Raw genomic sequence first — 20,714 nt, 5'->3', positions numbered from 1 at the left:
TGCCTCTAAACATGCCTGCAGCCATAAAAATAAAAAAACGGCTCTACGTATATACGAAGAGCCGCGTCGTTCGTTTCGAAAACTTAAATGTTCTTTACGCGCAGCACCCGCATGGCGTTCAGAACGGCCAGGACCGTTACGCCTACATCGGAGAAAACGGCCTCCCACATCGTAGCTATGCCGAACACTCCCAGCAGCAGGAAGATCACCTTAACGCCCAAGGCAAAACCGATATTCTGCCAGACAATCATTCGTGTCCGCTTCGCAATGCGGATTGCACTTGCCAATCGGGATGGCTCATCCGTCATGATGACCACATCTGCAGCTTCGATGGCAGCATCAGACCCGAGTCCTCCCATGGCCACGCCTACATCCGCACGAGCCAGCACAGGTGTATCATTGATGCCATCCCCGACGAACACCATTTTCTCCTTGGGAGACTTGCCCGCTTCAAGTTCTTCCAGCCGTTCAACTTTGTGCTGCGGCAAAAGCTCAGCGTATACCTCATCGACTCCCAGCGCCTGGCCTACGGCTTCACCAACAGCTTTGGCATCACCTGTGAGCATGACCGTTTTGCGGATGCCAAGTGTCTTCAGTGCCTGTATCGCTGCTGCAGCATCATCCTTCACTTCGTCCGCAATGATTAAATGGCCAGCATATGCACCTGCTTCAGCAACGTGTACCACTGTTCCCACCGTTTCAGGCTTGGTATAGAGAATACCCGCCTGTTCCATCAGTTTGGCGTTCCCTGCCAGCACCTCACGGCCATCCACACGGACTCTGATCCCATGCCCGGCAACCTCGTCATATCCTTCAACACCTTCTGTACGGATATCTTGGGCCCAGGCTGCACGAATGGATTCGGCGATGGGGTGATTCGATTGGGCCTCCGCGATCGCTGCGAGTTCCATCAGTTCACCTTCTGTACGTCCACCTTCCGGACGAATAGCCGTTACATTGAATACACCTTTGGTTAGTGTACCCGTTTTATCGAAAACAACTATTTTCACATCATTCAATGCTTCAAGGTAATTGCTGCCTTTCACCAGAATCCCGTTACGGGAAGCAGCCCCAATCCCGCCGAAGAATCCGAGTGGAATGGAAACCACCAGTGCGCATGGACAGGAGATGACCAGAAAGACCAGTGCACGATAGATCCAATCGGCAAATGTTGCACCACTAAGCACGAGCGGAGGTACAAACGCAATCAACGCTGCAAGAGTAACGACGACCGGGGTGTAGTAACGGGCAAATTTACTGATGAAATGTTCCGTTTTCGCTTTGCGGCTGCTGGCATTCTGCACCAGATCCAGAATCTTGGATACCGTCGATTCTCCGAAGGTTTTGGTCACTTCAACCGTCAGCATACCATTCTTATTCACAAAACCACTGAGTACATCACTTCCAGGCTCCAGTTCCCGAGGGACGGATTCCCCTGTAAGAGCAGACGTATCCACCATGGAATGTCCTGCCTTCACTATTCCATCCAGCGGGACCTTCTCACCCGCACGGACAACGATGCGATCACCGATACGCACATCTTCCGGAGAGACACGCTTGGTCTCATCGCCAGAACCGACCAGAATATTGGCATAGTCCGGACGAATATCCATAAGCGACTGAATCGATTTGCGAGAGCGGTTAACCGCCATCCCCTGAAACAGCTCCCCAAGCTGATAAAAGAGCATGACCGCTACCCCTTCAGGATACTCACCAATGGCAAAAGCACCAATCGTTGCAACCGACATCAGGAAGTACTCGTCGAATACCTGACCACGAATAATGTTTTTGAACGCCTGGAGAACGATATCTCCTCCTGCAATCAGATAAGCAACGATATAGAGAGCGAGTTGTGCCCATCCGTCCAGCGGGGACCAGATGGCCGCAGCAAGTAGGGCAGAGCCGGCAGCAAGCCGGGCTAGCAGCACCTTTGTCTGTCCTGCACCATGCTCGTGCGAATGCCCGGCATGCGCATCATGATCATGTGAATGACCGTGGTCATGCCCGGCATGACTGTGATGATCATGCTCATGATGATGAGCACTATGGCCGTGGCTATGGTGATACGCTCCTTCATGGTGATCATGGTCATGAGAATGACCTGTATGTTCGTGATAATGTCCTTCGGCCGCAGTTCCTGCATGTGTGTGCAGTTGGCCTTCCAATTGATCTCCCAGCCCGGCAGAAGCCTGATTGCCAAGCGGTGGTCTCCCTTTTTCCGAGATGCGAATGTGCGGCTCAAGCCGCAGGACCTTACGCTTCGCTTCTTCCAGAACTTGCTCATCCATATCGGAAGTTGTATGCACCAGTAAGGTTTTGGTTACGAAATTAACGGAGCAATCCGTGATACCTTTAATTTTTTTGACACCATTCTCAATCTTCAGCGCACAATTGGCACAATCCAATCCATCCAGCAGCAGTTCTCGTTTCACCTGTTCCTGACCGGTTCCCATGTGAATTCTCCCCTTTGCAGTTCGAAGCAGCATGAACATTTTAATTGAAGTTAATATATGAGCAATCATTCATATGTTTGATTAACCTATTATATGCACGCCTAAACTGGAGTGTCAACGATTGATTGTTGATTTTACAGACAGAATATGCTAATAGTAATCATTTCGCTTTAGACGTTTTTTGGATATAATAGGCGTATAGTTGCTAGCATAGGCGGTGATAGGAAATGGAACAACCGGTTAAAGCGCCAGCGGATTGTGATGCGGCCTGCTCGGGAACGGAAGCGGACGTAGAGTCCATCCGCACTTCCCTTATAGATCGGGAGACTTCTTCCGAAATGGCGGATTGGTTCAAGGCGTTCAGTGACCCAACCCGACTACGTATTATTGATGCGCTGTTGCAGAAGGAATTATGTGTACATGATCTGACGGTGCTGCTTGATATGGGACAGTCGGCCATTTCACACCAGCTGCGTTCACTCCGCAACATGCGGATCGTCAAGCGCCGCAAGGAAGGCAAGACGGTGTATTATTCTCTGGATGATACACACATTGAGCAAATCTTCCTGCAAACGCTCCAGCATATTAAACATGGCTAGATGTAAGCCAGCCTGTTCAGACAAAGAGAACCCCCGTCATTCGGCTGTTGCCGATGACAGGGGTTCTCTTTTGTTAAGGGTACCGTTTTCCATATGCAGTAACCTTACAGTAAATTGTTTTTATTCGGGTCATACAGACCGGAACGGCTCTTGAACCAGTTGAAGATGTGGGATACACAGACCTTAAGCACCGCATAACCCGGTACTGCCAGCAGAATGCCCACTACACCGAACAGATTGCCTGATGTCAGAATGACAAAGATAATCGTGATCGGATGGATCTTGAGCGTTTTGCCCATGATCTGCGGAGAGATAAACTTCCCTTCTATCAGCTGCACAATCGTCCATACCGCCACCATTTTCAGCAGCATCACTGGAGAAGTCACCAGCGCCACAATGAGTGCAGGCGTAATGGCAATTGCAGGTCCCAGATATGGCACCACGCTGGTAAAGGAAGCGATAATGGCCAGAATCAGTGCGTAATCCAGTCCAATAATCATATAACCGATATAGAGCAGGATACCGATACAGAAGCTCACGATAATTTGTCCGCGAATGAAGGAACTGATCTGGTGGTTAATGTCGTGAAGTACCTCCATGGCACCCGTACGGCTTTTGATCGGCAGAAACGACAGGATCTTCTCCGGAAGCTTCTTCCCGTCCTTAAGCAGGTAGAACAGAATAAATGGCACCGTTACAATGGATAATACCGTTTCGGTAAAAGCTCCAAGGAAACCGCCGAGTTTGTTCCAGGTGGAATTCAGAATCTCTGTTGCTTTCTCGGAGATCGTTCCCCACCAGTCCTGCCAGTTCATGTTCACCGTTTCCTGGACCTGACTGAACAGCTGACTGCCGGTAAGCTCCTCGAACTGCTGTCTGACATTTTCACTATACATCGGGAAATTGGCGATAAGCCCCATAATCTGATTGCGGAGCACTGGAATGACTGCCAATACCACAACTGTCAAAATACCACCAATCACGAGGTAAAGGATCAGTATCGACCATCCGCGCCTAATCTTCCACTTTTCCATCACATCCACCAGCGGATTCAGCAGATAGTAGAGGATACCAGACAGAATGATCGGCAGTACAATCGTCTTGATTAGCACAGCAATCGGATGTAGAACAAAGGATATCTTCGTTAGCACCATCACGTTTAATCCGACCAGCAGCAGAATCAGCAGAAATAGGACAAACTTGTTGTTCAGAAAAAACCGCTTAAACCGATCCGGCCAAATGCGGGGTTGTTCGGGTTGCTCCATGGGCATGTCTTCCTCTCTTATGTATCTGATCATGATAAAAAATAAGCTTTCATACTGCATGCCTCATGCACATGCGAATAAAGAAACTTGTACAAGCCAACATATGTATAATGCTCTTGGTTTATACGTACGGCTCTTTTAACCGTTTCAAAATAGACCGTAATGTCATTTTACCCTAAAAAATCAGAACTGCCTCATATATTCATTGGGATGAGTTCTTAATAAGCAAAAACGGACCGCCTCTTGCAAGGGCGACCCGTTATTGAATCCGATATTCTAATCCTTGTTCATGTGCTGTTGAAGTTATGCCTTACCCGCCAATTGTGCGATCAATTCATAAGAATGCAGACGTGCCTGATGGTCATAAATCATGGATGTAATAATAAGCTCATCCGCTTGTGTCTGGGCAATAAATGATTCAAGCTGTCCACGTACCGTCTCAGGTGAGCCGTTTACGGCTGCTTTCAGCGTCTGTTCCACTCCAGCTCTCTCGCGATCGGTCCATTTGCCTTCCATGTCAGCTGGTGGCTGTACCAGTCCTGTCGTCCCGCGGATGATGTTCAGGAACTGCTGCTGCATTGTTGTGCCGAGCCAAGCTGCTTCTTCATCTGTATCTGCAACAACTGCATTCACACCTACAATAACATGCGGCTCCTTCAGTGTGTCGGAAGGCTGGAAGCTGCTTCGATATGTTTCAAGGGCAATGCGAGTATAATCTGGCGAGAAGTGGCTGGCAAAAGCAAACGGCAATCCAAGCCGCCCTGCCAAACGTGCACTGAAATCACTGGAACCGAGCAGGTAAATTGGGATGTTCAACCCTTCACCCGGCACCGCACGTACAGGTGCATGGTAGGATGTAGCAGATGCATCGAAGTACGCTCTCAGCTCAGCCAGCAATTCCGGGAAGTCTTCTCCGCTGTTCAGATCTTTGCGCAGTGCAAGAGAGGTACGGCGGTCACTACCTGGTGCACGGCCCAGTCCAAGATCGATACGGCCCGGATACAGGGATTCCAGTGTTCCGAACTGCTCGGCAATAACGAGTGGTGCATGGTTGGGCAGCATGATGCCACCGGAACCGAGACGAATCGTATTCGTGCCACTTGCCAGGTATCCGATCACTACGGATGTAGCGGAAGAAGCAATACCGGGCATATTATGATGCTCAGCTACCCAGTAGCGATGGTATCCCCAACGCTCCGCATGCTGTGCCAGATCCAGACTGTTCCGGAGAGCATCTGCAGGTGTAGCACCCACAACGACAGGAGCCAGATCCAGGATGGACAGCTTAACGTCGCTAATATGTTGTTTATGGGATGAAGCTTGGTTATCAGTAGTCATTATGAGAAGTTCTCCTTTGGTGAGATATATTTTTGTATATCCAGATATATAGATGTAAAAACACATAGAAATAGGAGTAACAGCATTGTTCTTCGCCGTTTACATCCGGACGGAATCCCCGCCTGCTGCTGCATTCTTGCTTCCGTCCTGGCGTCCGGCTTTATAACTCGTGCTGTACATACTCGGCAAATTGACGAATGGTTTCTTCGTTGCGGCGATAATACGTCCATTGGCCCCTGCGCTCGGAGAGCAGCAGCCCGGCTTTGAGCATGGTCAGCAAATAACTGGATATGACGGATTGAGCCAATCCAGCCTTCATCTGAATGGTCCCGACGCAGATCCCGCTCTTCCCTCCATCGGGATGCTGGGACAATTCCAGAGGTGAGAAATGCTGCTGCGGATCTTTGAGCCATGACAGTATCTGCCTGCGTGTCTCGTTGGACAAAGCTTTAAATATGAGTAAAGGTTCCATGGGTAAGATTATACCCCCTTTCTTGTATTTTGCAAACCAAACAGGTCGATTCATCATGCGAATCGACCTGCCAATTGTTGCTTTAGTATTCGTTAAAATTTGGTGCTTACCGTTTGCTTCACTTGCTCCAGCATGGATTGATAAGCCGCATCATCCAGATATCCGATACTGCCAAAGAACAAATGATCCACGGACTCAATTCCTACGAAATCAAAGATCCCGACATCGGAGGTCATTTTCATGCCGGCAGTCATGCCAATTTGGTCATAAATGTCACTAGGCGTTCCATGTGTATTGATAATCAGTCCTTTTTTGCCTGTTAACAGCTTCTCGATTCCTGCTTCGCCTGAAGCATAAGCAAAACCATATGCAAATACCCGGTCAACGTACCCTTTCAAAATTGCCGGCAGCCCAGTCCACCAGATTGGGTAGATAAACGTAATTGCATCGGCATCCGTGATAAACTTCTGCTCTGTCGCAATATCCTGTGGATTCTGTCCTGCGCGCATGGATGCCGTGTCTGCTGCGCTCAATACAGGCTGAAATTCAAGGGCATACAGATCACGAACAACAACCTCATGACCTTGGGCTTCGAGTGCTTCTACAGCTGTGTTTAGAATGGCGCGATTGAAGCTGTCTGCGTGGGGATGTGCATATACGATAAGATGTTTCATAATAAAGTACCTCCAGGTTATTGTTAAATTATGCTGCTGCATAGTGGAGCAATTGATACTTACTAGACATATTCATAGATATCTATGTTTTTGTCTAAAAAAATTTTTTCTTTTTTTATAGCTTATGCACAATTCCAATCAAAAGACTCTCCAGCTGTTCCGCCTGCTCATCTGTCATTCCACCATAGACCATGTCCTGAATCGTTTCCGATACCTGTTCAAAAATGGGCTTCAGTTGCCATCCTTGCTCTGTGAGGCGAATCAACGTCACCCGGCTGTCTTCCACACTCTTGCTGCGTTCCACATAACCCAGCTTCTCCAGCTTGTTCACAAGCACGGTGACTGTTGGTTGTGTACGATGGACACGTTCAGCCAGCATCTTGATGGACAGTGAATCTTCACGGTACAAAAACATCAAAATGTCACCGTGGGAGGGAACAATCCCCGTAACGTCATGCTGCTCGAGTTCCTGAACAATGCGTTTGTTTACATGATCCCTAATCCTTGCGATTAGTGCAATTGCATTATATTTTGGCATGTCCTCATTATACATAGATATCTATATATAAGCAAGCTTCATTTCTATAGAAGTTTTATATGAGCGTTGGCATTTGCAAAAGCAGCCCCTGCTACCTCCCTGATGTAACAGAAGATAACCGAGGCTTACTTCGGATGATTTTATTTACTCAATCCATTGTGTAATCTTGTCCAGAGGCTGCCTTGACTTTTCGCGTTTTGGTTCCTCTGCACGATAGCCAAAAGCCGCCATCATCGAAATGTCCCAAGCTCCATCTTCGAGCAAACCTTCTTCTTCGAGAATACGATGTACATCCTGGTAGCTGAAACCTTCAATCGGGCAAGAATCGATGCCAATAAGAGCTGCCGAGGTCATCATATTGCCGAGAGCAATGTAAGTCTGTTTGGATGACCAATCGAATAGCGTTTTTGGGTTCTCAAGCAGACGCTGGTTGTTTTGGAAATTTCCATAAGCCGCACTTGTTAACTCGAACACATCATCCGGCATGCCCTTAATCTCTTTGAGCATGTACTCCGCATAAGGGGAATTATAACTTGCATCGGTCCGGGCCAGGATGACCACGAAATGGCTTGCCGTCGCCAATTGCTTCTGCGCTCCAGAGGATACTTCAGACAAGCGCTGGCGGAGCTCCGGTTTTTGCACGATCAAGAACTTCCATGGCTCGAATCCGATCGAACTCGGTGATAACCTTCCTGTTTCCAGAATAAATTCAAAATCCTCCGCTGTAATTTTGCGTGAATTGTCAAATACCTTCGTCGCGTGCCGGAAATGATACGCGTTCAAAATTTCTTCCTTTTTAATTGCTTGTGTTGTAGGCTCCATGAAACTCCACGTCCTTCTCTTGTATTAGTTGAATGGTATGCTGACTCTCGGTGTCTTCATTATTTTCATCATTTGCTTAAGTATTAGTTTAGAATCTATAATCACAAATTAAAAGTACGCACATTATTGTTTCTCAGTATTTAAAAGTAAGTATTGTGTAGTTACAAATAAAAAAGCTGCTTCGAGAAGTTGATTATTCTCCTGGGCAGCTTGTTCCATACCTTGTATGCTTTACAATTGTTCCATGAATTCAATTTCCGAAATGACTTCATAGCCTTCTTGCCGAAGCAGAGCGGATGTGACGCCTTCCCCTTGTACCTTGTGATTAACAAAGTTACCATCATAGATGGCTTGTGTGCCGCAGGAAGGACTGAATTCCTTCAACACTACACAAGTAACATCCAGTCTTTTGGCCCATTCCAGCGTTTGATAGGCTCCCTTGATATACAGATCTGTAACGTCCCTGCCACCTCTCTCAATCACCTGGGCTGTGCCTGCGAGCACATCCTTGCCTGTACCTCCGATAATTTCTGCCGGTTCCCGCGGGGTGGAGAATCCACCGAGCAGTTCAGGACAGACCATCATGGCCTGCTCTTGCGCTACGAGCTCCTGAATCTTCTCATCCAGACTCGCTGTTCCGTTGTAACGGCACGCTACTCCTGCCAGGCATGAACTCACCAAATATTTCATTATGCTCTCCTTATGTTCAATTCCTCAGCTATTAGGATTGTACCATACGGATTAAACTTAAAAATCTGATATTGTAATCATGGTAATGCGTGCATCTTCTTCATAACGAACTTGAATCGTATTGGCCATCTCTTTCAAGCGGAATGTCGCCATGCCAATATTGTTTGTATCCCGCTCAAAGACATATTTATCAAGATCAATACCTAACATTTTTTGGATTATGGGTGCTGCATTCTGCCTTATTTCTTCTTCGTCCAAGGTAAGTAATTTCTCAATATATTGCTCATGATCCTCTATGGTGACGAAATCTGGAACCACCCTCTGAAAATCCATTACAGTATATTCATTGCTATATCTCCCACCAACACGACTTACCAAATACCGATCACCAAAATACAGGTCCGTTGTTTCTTCAAGCTGCTTATCATTTTGAGTAAACGTTACACTTTTCAAAGCTGGTGCTGGCTCACCAGACAAGGCTTCAATCGAGCTTCTCGCATTGGTTATCAGATCTGTGGACACTGTGTCGCTACTCACTGTACCAGAAACCGAAACTGCTTCATCCCGTGTCCACTCAATGCTGCCACTGCTCTTCCCATTTTCCAAAAATAATGTGGTAAACCATACAGGCTTCTCCTGACCCTGTTTCATCTTCACATAACGTCTGGCTGAGATCGGCTTCAGCGTTGGATCACTGTTAATTCCTTTAAGAAGCCCAGGGACTTGACGCAAAAATCGGTGCTCCAGCTCGTTCCCAGGCATCTCACTTCGCATATCAGCTTCCACCAATGCTCCAGTCTTCCCATCCAGCCACATCTTGGCATACTCTGATTTATTCACGTTGCCAGCCTCGATATATACCCACCCGGTAATTGGCCCTTTCTTAGCGTAATGGACTTCCAGTTGTTTACCTAGATAGTCTCTCATCGTCATAGCCACAGTTTGCTTCATCTCGCTAGTTAGCAGGTTCATGCTAGGGTCCTCCGAGAGCTGCAGAGCAGACACAGGATACACCTTCTCTACAATGGGTTCCAGAACCTGTCCATTCCATAAGATAGCTGCTGCAGCTACTGCCGCAACTGTTGTAACTACAACAACTTTCCAGGGACGTGAACGAACAGTACGACGGTTACGCTTCATAGTATGTTGTTTCTGCTTGTGATCTGGAGCATCATTGACATGTTTCTCACCCGTTTTCATCCATTCCACCTGGCGAAGTACATTCTGCTTGTGCTGGTCTTGAAAAGGAGACGATGCAAACGGCTCCTTGCGGATTTCTTTTTCCCAGTCCTCATCCTTGAACCTCATCTATTTCTCTCCTCCCATTGTTTCCGCACTTTATCTTTGCCCCGTGATAATCTCGATTTCACTGTACCTGTACTGATTCTCAGCATTTCCGCAATTTCGTTCATGGTGAGCTCATACTTCAGATGCAGCAACAAGATTTCACGAAACTTATCCGGCAGAGCCAGAACGATATCCCATATTTCATGTACATGCTCCCTACTTATTACCTCGGCTTCAGCTGAGGGATGGGCATATGGTGCAGGCGTCATCTCACGAATATGTGAAGGTCCCTGTTCTGATTCGATCGGAAGCGTCTCCCCCCATAAACTGCTGCGAAAAAACCTCGATTTCCGGTATGTAAATGTCGTATTTCTAGTAATGGTGAGCAACCAGGTTTTCAGAGAGCAATCCCCGCGAAAGTGTTTGATCCCGGAGTATGCCCGAATAAATACTTGCTGTGATATTTCGTCTGCCTGCTCCGTACTTTTGGTCAAAAAGTATGCATAGTTCCACACATCATTTCCATAGTCATCCATCATGCTGCTGAGTGTGTAATTGTCGATCGTCTGGGCCTGGGCCAGAAATTGATATTCCAACGGATGTTCACCTCACTTAATAAGACTGTATCATCTCCGGTTTGGTTCCCAATCCGATCATTTTCTCATTTCCTTTTCTAAAATTAAATAAAATAAACCAGCAGGGTTCCAACGATCTGAACCTACTGGTTAAGCCATATCCAGGCTATGCAGCCTAATACTAACCATTCTAGCCAACTTTACAGATAGCTCATGCTTTAACTGCTGCGATCATGAGAAACATGGGACGGCGATTCTCGTCTCGCATACCCGGGATTTCCATCATCTCAGGTGAAGGTTTGGACTCAGCAACCTGCTGAATCACAAATCCCGCCTGGATCAGTTCATTCAAATGGGTTTCCAACGTCCGGTGGTACTTAACTACGTCCTGATTCAGGAAATTGGCTACACGCCTTCCCTCCTGATGATAGTCATCCACAGGCCAATGCATAATCTCACCTTGAGGCCCATAGTGCCAATCCTGCGCAGCACGAGCCGTGAAGATCGGATGTTCCACTGAATATACCAATGTACCACCCTCGACAAGACAAGCATGGATTTGAGCAAATACCTGATCCAAATGTTCAATGTAGTGCAGCGCAAGTGAGCTAATGACCACATCGAATTGTTCAGGGGCAAATTCAATATCTTCAATGGCCATATGCCTGTACTCAATTCGTGAATCATCCGTCATCTCCCGTGCACGCTGCAGCATATTCTCAGATAGATCCACGCCAATAACTGATCTGGCCTGCTGCTCCCGTGCGTATCGGCAGTGCCAGCCAAAGCCACAGCCCAGATCCAGTACATTTTTGTCCTTTAATTCAGGTAGCATGGTTCGCAGTTTATACCACTCACCTGCCGCCTCAAGCCCTTGAGTAGAACGAGCCATCTGACTGTAGTTCCTGAAAAACTCTGCCTCATCATATTTGTTCTGCTTCATACAACAGCTCCCCTTCTTTATTAAAAAAGACCACAGTAACTCTACTACATAAACGAGGTTTTTGAGGAAAAGTTGCCAAGCAAATTCATCCCGTGTTATTATACAGAACGAACGTTCAGTATTATTTATTACAGAATGAACATTCAGTTTATTAAATGGAGGTTATTATGAACACGAACTGGACGCATCCCCTCGAAAGGCAATCTGTAGGAAAAGCTTTTGTAAGCTACCTTGTGCCATCCATACTTGGGATGCTGGTCATTGCTTTTAATTTTATTATCGATGGCATTATGGTAGGGCACAAACTTGGATCCACTGCGCTCGCCGGAATTGGTATTGCTTCACCGGTATACACCCTTTTTGTAGCGATGTCGTTATGGATCGGCATGGGCGGAGCTACCCTGTATTCCAACCATATGGGTCAAAGGGATATGACCACCGCCAAACAAATATTCACGAAATCAATTACGATTATTCTGTTAATTACGATGGCTATAGGATATACCGCATTCACGTTCAAGGACCAGCTGGTCTATGCTTTGGGTGCCAATGCAGAGACGTTTCCCTATGCCGCTGACTATATAAACATCATGCTGTTGTTCGGGTTTGTCTTCACCATTGAAAATGCCCTGACGATCTTTGTCCGTAACGACGGTGATCCCAACACCTCCATGTACGCACAGATCACATTTGCCGTAGCCAATATCGTTCTTAATTATGTAACGTTGTATGTACTCGAATGGGGTGTGCAAGGTGTGGCCATCGGTACAATCGTCTCGGCATCCTTAGCCCTGCTTGTCCTGTTGTCTCACTTTTTCAAAAAATCCAATAATCTTGTCTTCACTCGGTTCAAATGGAAAACCAAACTGCTCGGAACCATTGTTCTTATTGGTTTTCCAAGCTTTCTTGCCGAACTCGGCATGTCTGTCTTCTCCATCTCACACAATATCTCACTGGACCGGATTGCAGGTACGTTACATCCATGGCGTTGTCCTGCTCGCCTTTCTAGGCCTAGCATCTGCTGCCCAACCTCTGGTCAGTTACTATCATGGAGCCAAACAGATGGCGCGTGAAAAACAAACCATTCGCATAGCCTCCAGAACGGCTCTGGCCTGTGGTGTCATACTACTGCTTGTTGTGCAATGGGGAGCACCTTACTTCGTTCAGATCTTCGGAAACTTCAGTGAGAGTGTTACAAGCAATGCTGTGTACGGTTTGAGGATATTTACTTTCGCATACCTGTTTATGGGAATCAACTTTGTGATGAGCACATATTTCCAATCGGTGGGGAATGCCAAAATGGCAATCTGGATCACGGCTGCACGTGAGATGATCATCATGATTGCATTCATTGCAGTCCTTCCATCTTTCTGGGGCGTAACAGGTGTCTGGCTTGCTGTCCCTCTCTCTGAGATGCTTGTTCTTGTGACCATCGCTGTTTATTATAGGAAACGTACTGTTTCGGAGAGGATTCATAGTCTGACTATTGAATAGATGTTAACTTTACAGTTAAAAGACCTGTCTAATCCATGGATTAGACAGGTCTTTTACATCATATTTCCAATATCGAACCTGCCTTTGCTGTCCGTTGTTGCGTCGAGCCCATTCTTGTTCAGAATTTGTATAGATCGCTATGGTACAGTTGAATGATTAACCTGATTGGATGGTGCACGAACGAATGGAAAAGGCATACTTCGAAGAAATGCATAAACTTGGGCATGATGATGAATTAAGATATCGGCTTCTTATTAGAGGCGTTAAACAATTATTAGAGAAATTGAAAAAGGAGCGCATCAAACGTTCCCGATTACTCCATCTCCGCAAGAAAAAAGAGCCTCAGGCTGCTAACTGGTCGTAAACATATAAGAAGTCACAAATAGATAAGAATTTCATCTTAAGTAAAAAAAAATGAATTAGTGCAACATCCCCACCGGGTAGGTCCCTATATATTTCTTAACTAAAAGTGTGTTTATGATTCATAATATAAGGAGGCACTATTCTAATTGAATAGTGCCTCCTCTTGTATTTATTTAATAGTCATTCTTATAATAATCATAATTGAATATAAAATAAAAACCACGACCGAAGTTCATCGGCAGTGGTTCTTTGCTTGGCAGCGTCCTACTCTCCCAGGACCCTTCGGTCCAAGTACCATCGGCGCTAGAGGGCTTAACGGTCGTGTTCGGGATGGGTACGTGTGGAACCCCTCCGCCATCGCCACCAAACGTGATTTGTCGAAGCATGTGCTTCTTGAAATCAAAAGTGGAACTGAAAATCATACACACATTGGAGTGTTGTACCGATTTTCATTTCAGAGATTATTCTCTGAAAACTAGATCCGAAACGAAATTTGCGACTAGAACCTGCAATTTGGATAAGCCCTCGACCGATTAGTACTGGTCAGCTCCATGCATTACTGCACTTCCACCCCCAGCCTATCTACCTCGTCGTCTTCAAGGGGTCTTACATACTGGGAAATCTCATCTTGAGGGGGGCTTCACGCTTAGATGCTTTCAGCGCTTATCCCGTCCGTACATAGCTACCCAGCGGTGCTCCTGGCGGAACAACTGGTACACCAGCGGTACGTCCATCCCGGTCCTCTCGTACTAAGGACAGCTCCTCTCAAATTTCCTACGCCCACGACAGATAGGGACCGAACTGTCTCACGACGTTCTGAACCCAGCTCGCGTACCGCTTTAATGGGCGAACAGCCCAACCCTTGGGACCTACTTCAGCCCCAGGATGCGATGAGCCGACATCGAGGTGCCAAACCTCCCCGTCGATGTGGACTCTTGGGGGAGATAAGCCTGTTATCCCCAGGGTAGCTTTTATCCGTTGAGCGATGGCCCTTCCATGCGGTACCACCGGATCACTAAGCCCGACTTTCGTCCCTGCTCGACTTGTAGGTCTCGCAGTCAAGCTCCCTTATGCCTTTGCACTCTTCGAATGATTTCCAACCATTCTGAGGGAACCTTTGGGCGCCTCCGTTACTCTTTAGGAGGCGACCGCCCCAGTCAAACTGCCCACCTGACACTGTCCCCGTACCCGCTTAGGGCACCAGGTTAGAACCTAGATACGATCAGGGTGGTATCCCAACGGTGCCTCCACACAAGCTGGCGCTCATGCTTCAAAGGCTCCCACCTATCCTGTACAGATCGTACCCAAATTCAATATCAAGCTGCAGTAAAGCTCCATGGGGTCTTTCCGTCTTGTCGCGGGTAACCTGCATCTTCACAGGTATTAAAATTTCACCGGATCTCTCGTTGAGACAGCGCCCAAGTCGTTACGCCATTCGTGCGGGTCAGAATTTACCTGACAAGGAATTTCGCTACCTTAGGACCGTTATAGTTACGGCCGCCGTTTACTGGGGCTTCGGTTCACAGCTTCGGGATTACTCCCTAACCGCTCCCCTTAACCTTCCAGCACCGGGCAGGCGTCAGCCCGTATACTTCGCCTTACGGCTTCGCACAGACCTGTGTTTTTGCTAAACAGTCGCTTGGGCCTTTTCACTGCGGCCCCCTCGTGCTATTCACACTACCGGGGCACCCCTTCTCCCGAAGTTACGGGGTCATTTTGCCGAGTTCCTTAACGAGAGTTCTTCCGCGCGCCTTAGAATTCTCTTCTCGCCTACCTGTGTCGGTTTGCGGTACGGGCACCTTCATCTGGCTAGAGGCTTTTCTTGGCAGTGTGAGATCATGACCTTCGCTACTGTAATTTTCACTCCCCATCACAGCTCAGCCTTAGATGTGCGGATTTGCCTACACATCAGCCTTACTGCTTGGACAGGCATCCATCAGCCTGCGTCACTACCCTACTGCGTCCCCCCATCGCTCGTAACGATTTACGGTGGTACAGGAATTTCGACCTGTTGTCCTTCGACTACGCCTTTCGGCCTCGCCTTAGGTCCCGACTTACCCTGAGCGGACGAGCCTTCCTCAGGAACCCTTAGGCTTTCGGCGGATCAGATTCTCACTGATCTTTTCGTTACTCATACCGGCATTCTCACTTGTATAATGTCCAGCGCTCCTTACGGTACACCTTCAACCCTTATACAACGCTCCCCTACCCCTGGATCGACTTCACTCCAGCTTCGAAGCCCTGTGTTTATCCCCTGGGAAGCATTTGGTCATCCAAGATCATACAACCTTGTCTGACAAAAATGTCCTTGTGGTAAACACCGCCTCAAAGAAGCAGTGAAGTCGATCCAAGCCATAGCTTCGGTGGTGTGTTTAGCCCCGTTACATTTTCGGCGCAGAGTCACTCGACCAGTGAGCTATTACGCACTCTTTCAATGGTGGCTGCTTCTAAGCCAACATCCTGGTTGTCTGTGCAACTCCACATCCTTTCCCACTTAACACACACTTGGGGACCTTAGCTGATGGTCTGGGCTGTTTCCCTTTTGACAATGGATCTTAGCACTCACTGTCTGACTCCCGGAAGTAAGTCTATGGCATTCGGAGTTTGACTGAGCTTGGTAACCCTTGCGGGCCCCGCACCCAATCAGTGCTCTACCTCCACGACTCTGTTTTCCGAGGCTAGCCCTAAAGCTATTTCGGGGAGAACCAGCTATCTCCGAGTTCGATTGGAATTTCTCCGCTACCCCCACCTCATCCCCGCACTTTTCAACGTGCGTGGGTTCGGGCCTCCAGTGCGTGTTACCGCACCTTCACCCTGGACAGGGGTAGATCACCCGGTTTCGGGTCTACGTCCACGTACTACATCGCCCTATTCAGACTCGCTTTCGCTGCGGCTCCGGCTCTTCACCTTAACCTTGCACGGGAACGTAACTCGCCGGTTCATTCTACAAAAGGCACGCCATCACCCCTAAAATGGGCTCTGACTTCTTGTAAGCACACGGTTTCAGGTTCTATTTCACTCCCCTTCCGGGGTGCTTTTCACCTTTCCCTCACGGTACTGCTTCACTATCGGTCGCTAGGAAGTATTTAGCCTTGGCAGATGGTCCTGCCGGATTCATACGGGGTTTCACGTGCCCCGCACTACTCGGGATCCGTCTCGGAGGGAACAGACTTTCAATTACAGGGCTTTTACCTTCTTTGGCGGGCCTTTCCAGACCTCTTCGTTTAACCGGTTCCTTTGTAACTCCATGTGAGACGTCCCACAACCCCAGAGAGCAAGCTCTCTGGTTTGGGCTGTTCCGCGTTCGCTCGCCGCTACTGACGGAATCACTATTGTTTTCTCTTCCTCAAGGTACTTAGATGTTTCAGTTCCCCTGGTATGCCTCTGCATAACCTATGTATTCAGTTATGAGTAACTGGATATTACCCCAGCTGGGTTTCCCCATTCGGACATCCCCGGATCAAAGCTTGCTTACAGCTCCCCGAGGCAGTATCGTTGTTCGCCACGTCCTTCATCGGCTCCTAGCGCCTAGGCATCCTCCGTGTGCTCTTAGTAGCTTAACCAATTCGCTCGTGTTCGAGCTGTCTCTTCCCTTGGTTTGCTTGCGCAAATCCAAAAGTCGTTCCATTCGATCACTCGCTCATACAGTATCACTATTTATTGAAACTTGTTTTAACACAAGTTCAGCTAAAAGGAATGTTCTAATTCGCAATTTTCGTTTCGATATCTAGTTTTCAAAGAACAAGCTCCATGCAAAAGCAAGCTGTTTGAGAGTTTGAGCTCTCAAAACTGAGCAACGAGTGAGTAACTAGCCGACCTGGCTAGATTTTAGATTTGAATGTCTTCATTACAGAAGACGATTCTCCATAGAAAGGAGGTGATCCAGCCGCACCTTCCGATACGGCTACCTTGTTACGACTTCACCCCAATCATCTATCCCACCTTCGGCGGCTGGCTCCTTGCGGTTACCCCACCGACTTCGGGTGTTATAAACTCTCGTGGTGTGACGGGCGGTGTGTACAAGACCCGGGAACGTATTCACCGCGGCATGCTGATCCGCGATTACTAGCAATTCCGACTTCATGCAGGCGAGTTGCAGCCTGCAATCCGAACTGAGACCGGCTTTTTAGGATTCGTTCCACCTCGCGGCTTCACTGCCCGTTGTACCGGCCATTGTAGTACGTGTGTAGCCCAGGTCATAAGGGGCATGATGATTTGACGTCATCCCCACCTTCCTCCGGTTTGTCACCGGCAGTCACCTTAGAGTGCCCATCCGAAATGCTGGCAACTAAGATCAAGGGTTGCGCTCGTTGCGGGACTTAACCCAACATCTCACGACACGAGCTGACGACAACCATGCACCACCTGTCTTGAATGTCCCGAAGGAAAGGCACATCTCTGCACCGGTCATTCAGATGTCAAGACCTGGTAAGGTTCTTCGCGTTGCTTCGAATTAAACCACATACTCCACTGCTTGTGCGGGTCCCCGTCAATTCCTTTGAGTTTCAGTCTTGCGACCGTACTCCCCAGGCGGAATGCTTAATGTGTTAACTTCGGCACCAAGGGTATCGAAACCCCTAACACCTAGCATTCATCGTTTACGGCGTGGACTACCAGGGTATCTAATCCTGTTTGCTCCCCACGCTTTCGCGCCTCAGCGTCAGTTACAGCCCAGAGAGTCGCCTTCGCCACTGGTGTTCCTCCACATCTCTACGCATTTCACCGCTACACGTGGAATTCCACTCTCCTCTTCTGCACTCAAGTCATCCAGTTTCCAGTGCGATCCGGGGTTGAGCCCCGGGATTAAACACCAGACTTAAATGACCGCCTGCGCGCGCTTTACGCCCAATAATTCCGGACAACGCTTGCCCCCTACGTATTACCGCGGCTGCTGGCACGTAGTTAGCCGGGGCTTTCTTCTCAGGTACCGTCACTCCTTGAGCAGTTACTCTCAAGGACGTTCTTCCCTGGCAACAGAGCTTTACGATCCGAAAACCTTCATCACTCACGCGGCATTGCTCCGTCAGGCTTTCGCCCATTGCGGAAGATTCCCTACTGCTGCCTCCCGTAGGAGTCTGGGCCGTGTCTCAGTCCCAGTGTGGCCGATCACCCTCTCAGGTCGGCTACGCATCGTCGCCTTGGTGAGCCGTTACCTCACCAACTAGCTAATGCGCCGCAGGCCCATCCTCAAGTGACAGATTGCTCCGTCTTTCCAGCTTCCTTCAGGCGAAGAAAGCACATATTCGGTATTAGCTACCGTTTCCGGTAGTTGTCCCAAGCTTGAGGGCAGGTTGCCTACGTGTTACTCACCCGTCCGCCGCTAACCATCAGAGAAGCAAGCTTCTCATCAAGTCCGCTCGACTTGCATGTATTAGGCATGCCGCCAGCGTTCGTCCTGAGCCAGGATCAAACTCTCCAATAAAGTATTGAAAAGAGCGATTAGCTCATTTTGAATCTGACGAGATTAAAAATCTCATTGTTGTTCCAGTTTTCATACAGTCAGATGACATGTACCAAAAACCTTCACGTTCATCCTGCAAGCAGGATGATTACTCACTCGTTGTTCAGTTTTCAAAGATCAAACGTTGTTTGCATCCGAGTGTTGTTCTCTTCAGCAACTCTTATATATTATCATGTTCCAACCAATTTAGCAAGCATTTTTTTAAGTTTCTTTCGAACCTTTTCAGTTTGCTTACCGCACCGTGTTTCTCGTGTTTTCTTGGCCGGAAAATTAATATATCATATATCACAATATCTTGTAAAGTGTTTTATAAAAATAATTTGTACATTGAATATCATGATGTTTTTCATACTTCCACATTTTCTAACAACTTGGACACGAGTACACATCAGCCCTCCTTATATCATATCTTTCTTCTATATAAAGAAAACAACCCTCCGCTTCTACTCAGAAGTGAGAGGGTTGTATCTAGTGATGATATAATATTATTTACGTTCTACAGTATAACCCTTATCTTCGAGCAGCTTCACGATGCCGTGCTCACCCAGGTAGTGGGCAGCACCTACAACGATAAAGTACTCCTCTTTCTTATCACTCTTCAGGTATCCATCAATCTTGTCAGCCATGCCAATGTTACGGTCGATCAGCATTGCTTTGTTGTACTCCTCGTTATCAGAGAAGTTATTGGTCAGATCAAGCAGCTGCTCATCATTACCCGTTTTCCACATCTCAGCCATTTGGTTCACACTATCATCAAGAACATCGAAGTTGTCTAATGTTGCTTTCAACGTTTCCTCTTGCAGCTCTTTGGAGAAGTCGTTAAACATGCCCAGTTGGGACTCGTACGATTCTAGCTCGATAATAGGCAGTTTACTCTCAATGGCTTTTTGAATGAAATACAAATCCACGCCCGCCGAGGCTTCATATCCAGCCGTCGCCGACTTCAGGCTAGCAAGCGTACTCTCTGCAACCCAAGGCTTGAATGCATCCAGGGCATTAGGCTCCAATCCGTTTTTCTTCAGGATATCCCCCAGCTTGGTATAAGTCTCGCTTGAAACATGATCCTTGAGCGTTGTTCCATCCTGGTAAGATCCCAGATCCAGAATCAACTTCTGTTGTGCCTCATCAGCCGCTTTGCTGATGTCGATCTCCACGCCCAGGTAATCCGCTTCAGCAAAAGCTTCTTCAAATTCCTCGCGCAATGGGTAGAAACTATCATCAGCAATATGCATAGAGCCTACCAGATATACCGTGTTACCGTTGCTCTCCACTTCCCACATGAAGCCGCGGCCACCCGTTTGTGCAGCTGTTTCCGCTCCCTTGGACTTAAGCAAAACGGTACGCGTCTTCGCATCCCAGTTTACTTCATAGCCTGCAGCGTCCCCAACAATACGAATCGGTGCATAGGTTACACCATTAATGCGTGTAAGCTTGCTTTTGAGTGTAATCGTTTGGCCATCTACCACAGCCGTAATTGTATCATCTGTCGCAGTCGTCAGCTTCACGTCCATTGCTTCAAGCGTGGAGCGAAGCGGAACCAATGTTGTTCCCTTGTTATTCATTGGTGCCCCTACAGTGTACTCTACTGCCTGGTCATTGACTTTAACGGAAGTTTCTTGAGGTGCTGCCATGGCCGGTGCCGCTGAAGCGAGCAAACCAACCGAGATGGTAAGTGACAGGAGCATGCGTTTCCAGTTTTTCATATTATGTATTCTCCTTTAGATATATAGTAGGGTAAAT

13 protein-coding genes, 3 rRNA genes and 1 pseudogene are annotated in these 20,714 nt (G+C 47.8%); 2 read left to right on the top strand and 15 right to left on the bottom strand.

From position 1 onward, the window contains the following. Positions 1-83: 83 nt before the first annotated feature. The gene (locus AC3RCI_RS03055; protein ID WP_492527497.1) at positions 84-2,453 is read right to left on the bottom strand and encodes a heavy metal translocating P-type ATPase; all 2,370 of its coding nucleotides are present in this window, start codon (positions 2,451-2,453) and stop codon (positions 84-86) included. Between the two features lie 227 nt (positions 2,454-2,680). On the opposite strand from AC3RCI_RS03055, the gene AC3RCI_RS03050 reads away from it, so the two are divergent. Continuing rightward, the gene (locus tag AC3RCI_RS03050; RefSeq protein WP_095362085.1) at positions 2,681-3,052 is read left to right on the top strand and encodes an ArsR/SmtB family transcription factor; all 372 of its coding nucleotides are present in this window, start codon (positions 2,681-2,683) and stop codon (positions 3,050-3,052) included. Between the two features lie 104 nt (positions 3,053-3,156). Here AC3RCI_RS03050 and AC3RCI_RS03045 read toward each other — a convergent pair whose 3' ends face one another. From AC3RCI_RS03045 to AC3RCI_RS03000, 10 genes are all read right to left on the bottom strand, one after another. Further along, complete coding sequence (locus tag AC3RCI_RS03045; RefSeq protein WP_492527496.1) at positions 3,157-4,317, bottom strand: AI-2E family transporter; 1,161 nt, start codon at positions 4,315-4,317, stop codon at positions 3,157-3,159. 303 nt (positions 4,318-4,620) lie between these two features. Further along, positions 4,621-5,655, bottom strand: a complete 1,035-nt coding sequence (locus tag AC3RCI_RS03040; RefSeq protein WP_336784321.1) for an LLM class flavin-dependent oxidoreductase — start codon at positions 5,653-5,655, stop codon at positions 4,621-4,623. A gap of 160 nt (positions 5,656-5,815) precedes the next feature. Next, complete coding sequence (locus AC3RCI_RS03035; protein WP_492473796.1) at positions 5,816-6,127, bottom strand: ArsR/SmtB family transcription factor; 312 nt, start codon at positions 6,125-6,127, stop codon at positions 5,816-5,818. A gap of 92 nt (positions 6,128-6,219) precedes the next feature. Next, positions 6,220-6,801, bottom strand: coding sequence for an NAD(P)H-dependent oxidoreductase (locus AC3RCI_RS03030; RefSeq protein WP_154896892.1), 582 nt, complete (start codon positions 6,799-6,801; stop codon positions 6,220-6,222). Positions 6,802-6,916: 115 nt separating this feature from the next. Then, the gene (locus tag AC3RCI_RS03025) at positions 6,917-7,339 is read right to left on the bottom strand and encodes a MarR family winged helix-turn-helix transcriptional regulator (RefSeq protein WP_492527495.1); all 423 of its coding nucleotides are present in this window, start codon (positions 7,337-7,339) and stop codon (positions 6,917-6,919) included. 144 nt (positions 7,340-7,483) lie between these two features. Then, a complete protein-coding gene (locus tag AC3RCI_RS03020; protein WP_492527494.1) occupies positions 7,484-8,161 on the bottom strand; it encodes an NAD(P)H-dependent oxidoreductase in 678 nt (225 codons plus the stop codon). 231 nt (positions 8,162-8,392) lie between these two features. After that, a complete protein-coding gene (locus AC3RCI_RS03015; RefSeq protein WP_492527493.1) occupies positions 8,393-8,851 on the bottom strand; it encodes a 2-thiouracil desulfurase family protein in 459 nt (152 codons plus the stop codon). A gap of 57 nt (positions 8,852-8,908) precedes the next feature. Beyond that, positions 8,909-10,159: a hypothetical protein gene (locus AC3RCI_RS03010; RefSeq protein WP_492527492.1), complete on the bottom strand. Its 1,251-nt coding sequence runs from the start codon at positions 10,157-10,159 to the stop codon at positions 8,909-8,911. After that, positions 10,156-10,734: an RNA polymerase sigma factor gene (locus AC3RCI_RS03005; RefSeq protein ID WP_336784327.1), complete on the bottom strand. Its 579-nt coding sequence runs from the start codon at positions 10,732-10,734 to the stop codon at positions 10,156-10,158. The genes AC3RCI_RS03010 and AC3RCI_RS03005 overlap by 4 nt, the downstream gene beginning before the upstream one ends. 190 nt (positions 10,735-10,924) lie before the next feature. Next, positions 10,925-11,656 (bottom strand): class I SAM-dependent methyltransferase, encoded by a 732-nt coding sequence (locus AC3RCI_RS03000; RefSeq protein WP_336784328.1) that lies wholly within the window; start codon positions 11,654-11,656, stop codon positions 10,925-10,927. Positions 11,657-11,823: 167 nt separating this feature from the next. Here AC3RCI_RS03000 and AC3RCI_RS02995 point away from each other — a divergent pair. After that, a pseudogene (locus AC3RCI_RS02995) lies at positions 11,824-13,150 on the top strand (MATE family efflux transporter). A gap of 614 nt (positions 13,151-13,764) precedes the next feature. Here the strand turns inward: AC3RCI_RS02995 and rrf are convergent. From rrf to AC3RCI_RS02975, 4 genes are all read right to left on the bottom strand, one after another. Beyond that, a 5S ribosomal RNA gene (gene rrf, locus AC3RCI_RS02990) occupies positions 13,765-13,881 on the bottom strand. Between the two features lie 145 nt (positions 13,882-14,026). Continuing rightward, positions 14,027-17,076 (bottom strand): 23S ribosomal RNA (locus AC3RCI_RS02985). Positions 17,077-17,383: 307 nt separating this feature from the next. Further along, positions 17,384-18,935 (bottom strand): 16S ribosomal RNA (locus AC3RCI_RS02980). Together the 16S, 23S and 5S rRNA genes form the textbook arrangement of a ribosomal RNA operon. Before the next feature lie 524 nt (positions 18,936-19,459). Beyond that, on the bottom strand, positions 19,460-20,677 hold the full coding sequence (locus AC3RCI_RS02975; RefSeq protein ID WP_492527491.1) for a TraB/GumN family protein: 1,218 nt from the start codon (positions 20,675-20,677) through the stop codon (positions 19,460-19,462). Positions 20,678-20,714: the final 37 nt, after the last annotated feature.

The sequence above is a fragment of the Paenibacillus sp. MT124 genome (assembly GCF_058792755.1).
This window is presented reverse-complemented; position numbering and strand designations above follow the sequence as displayed.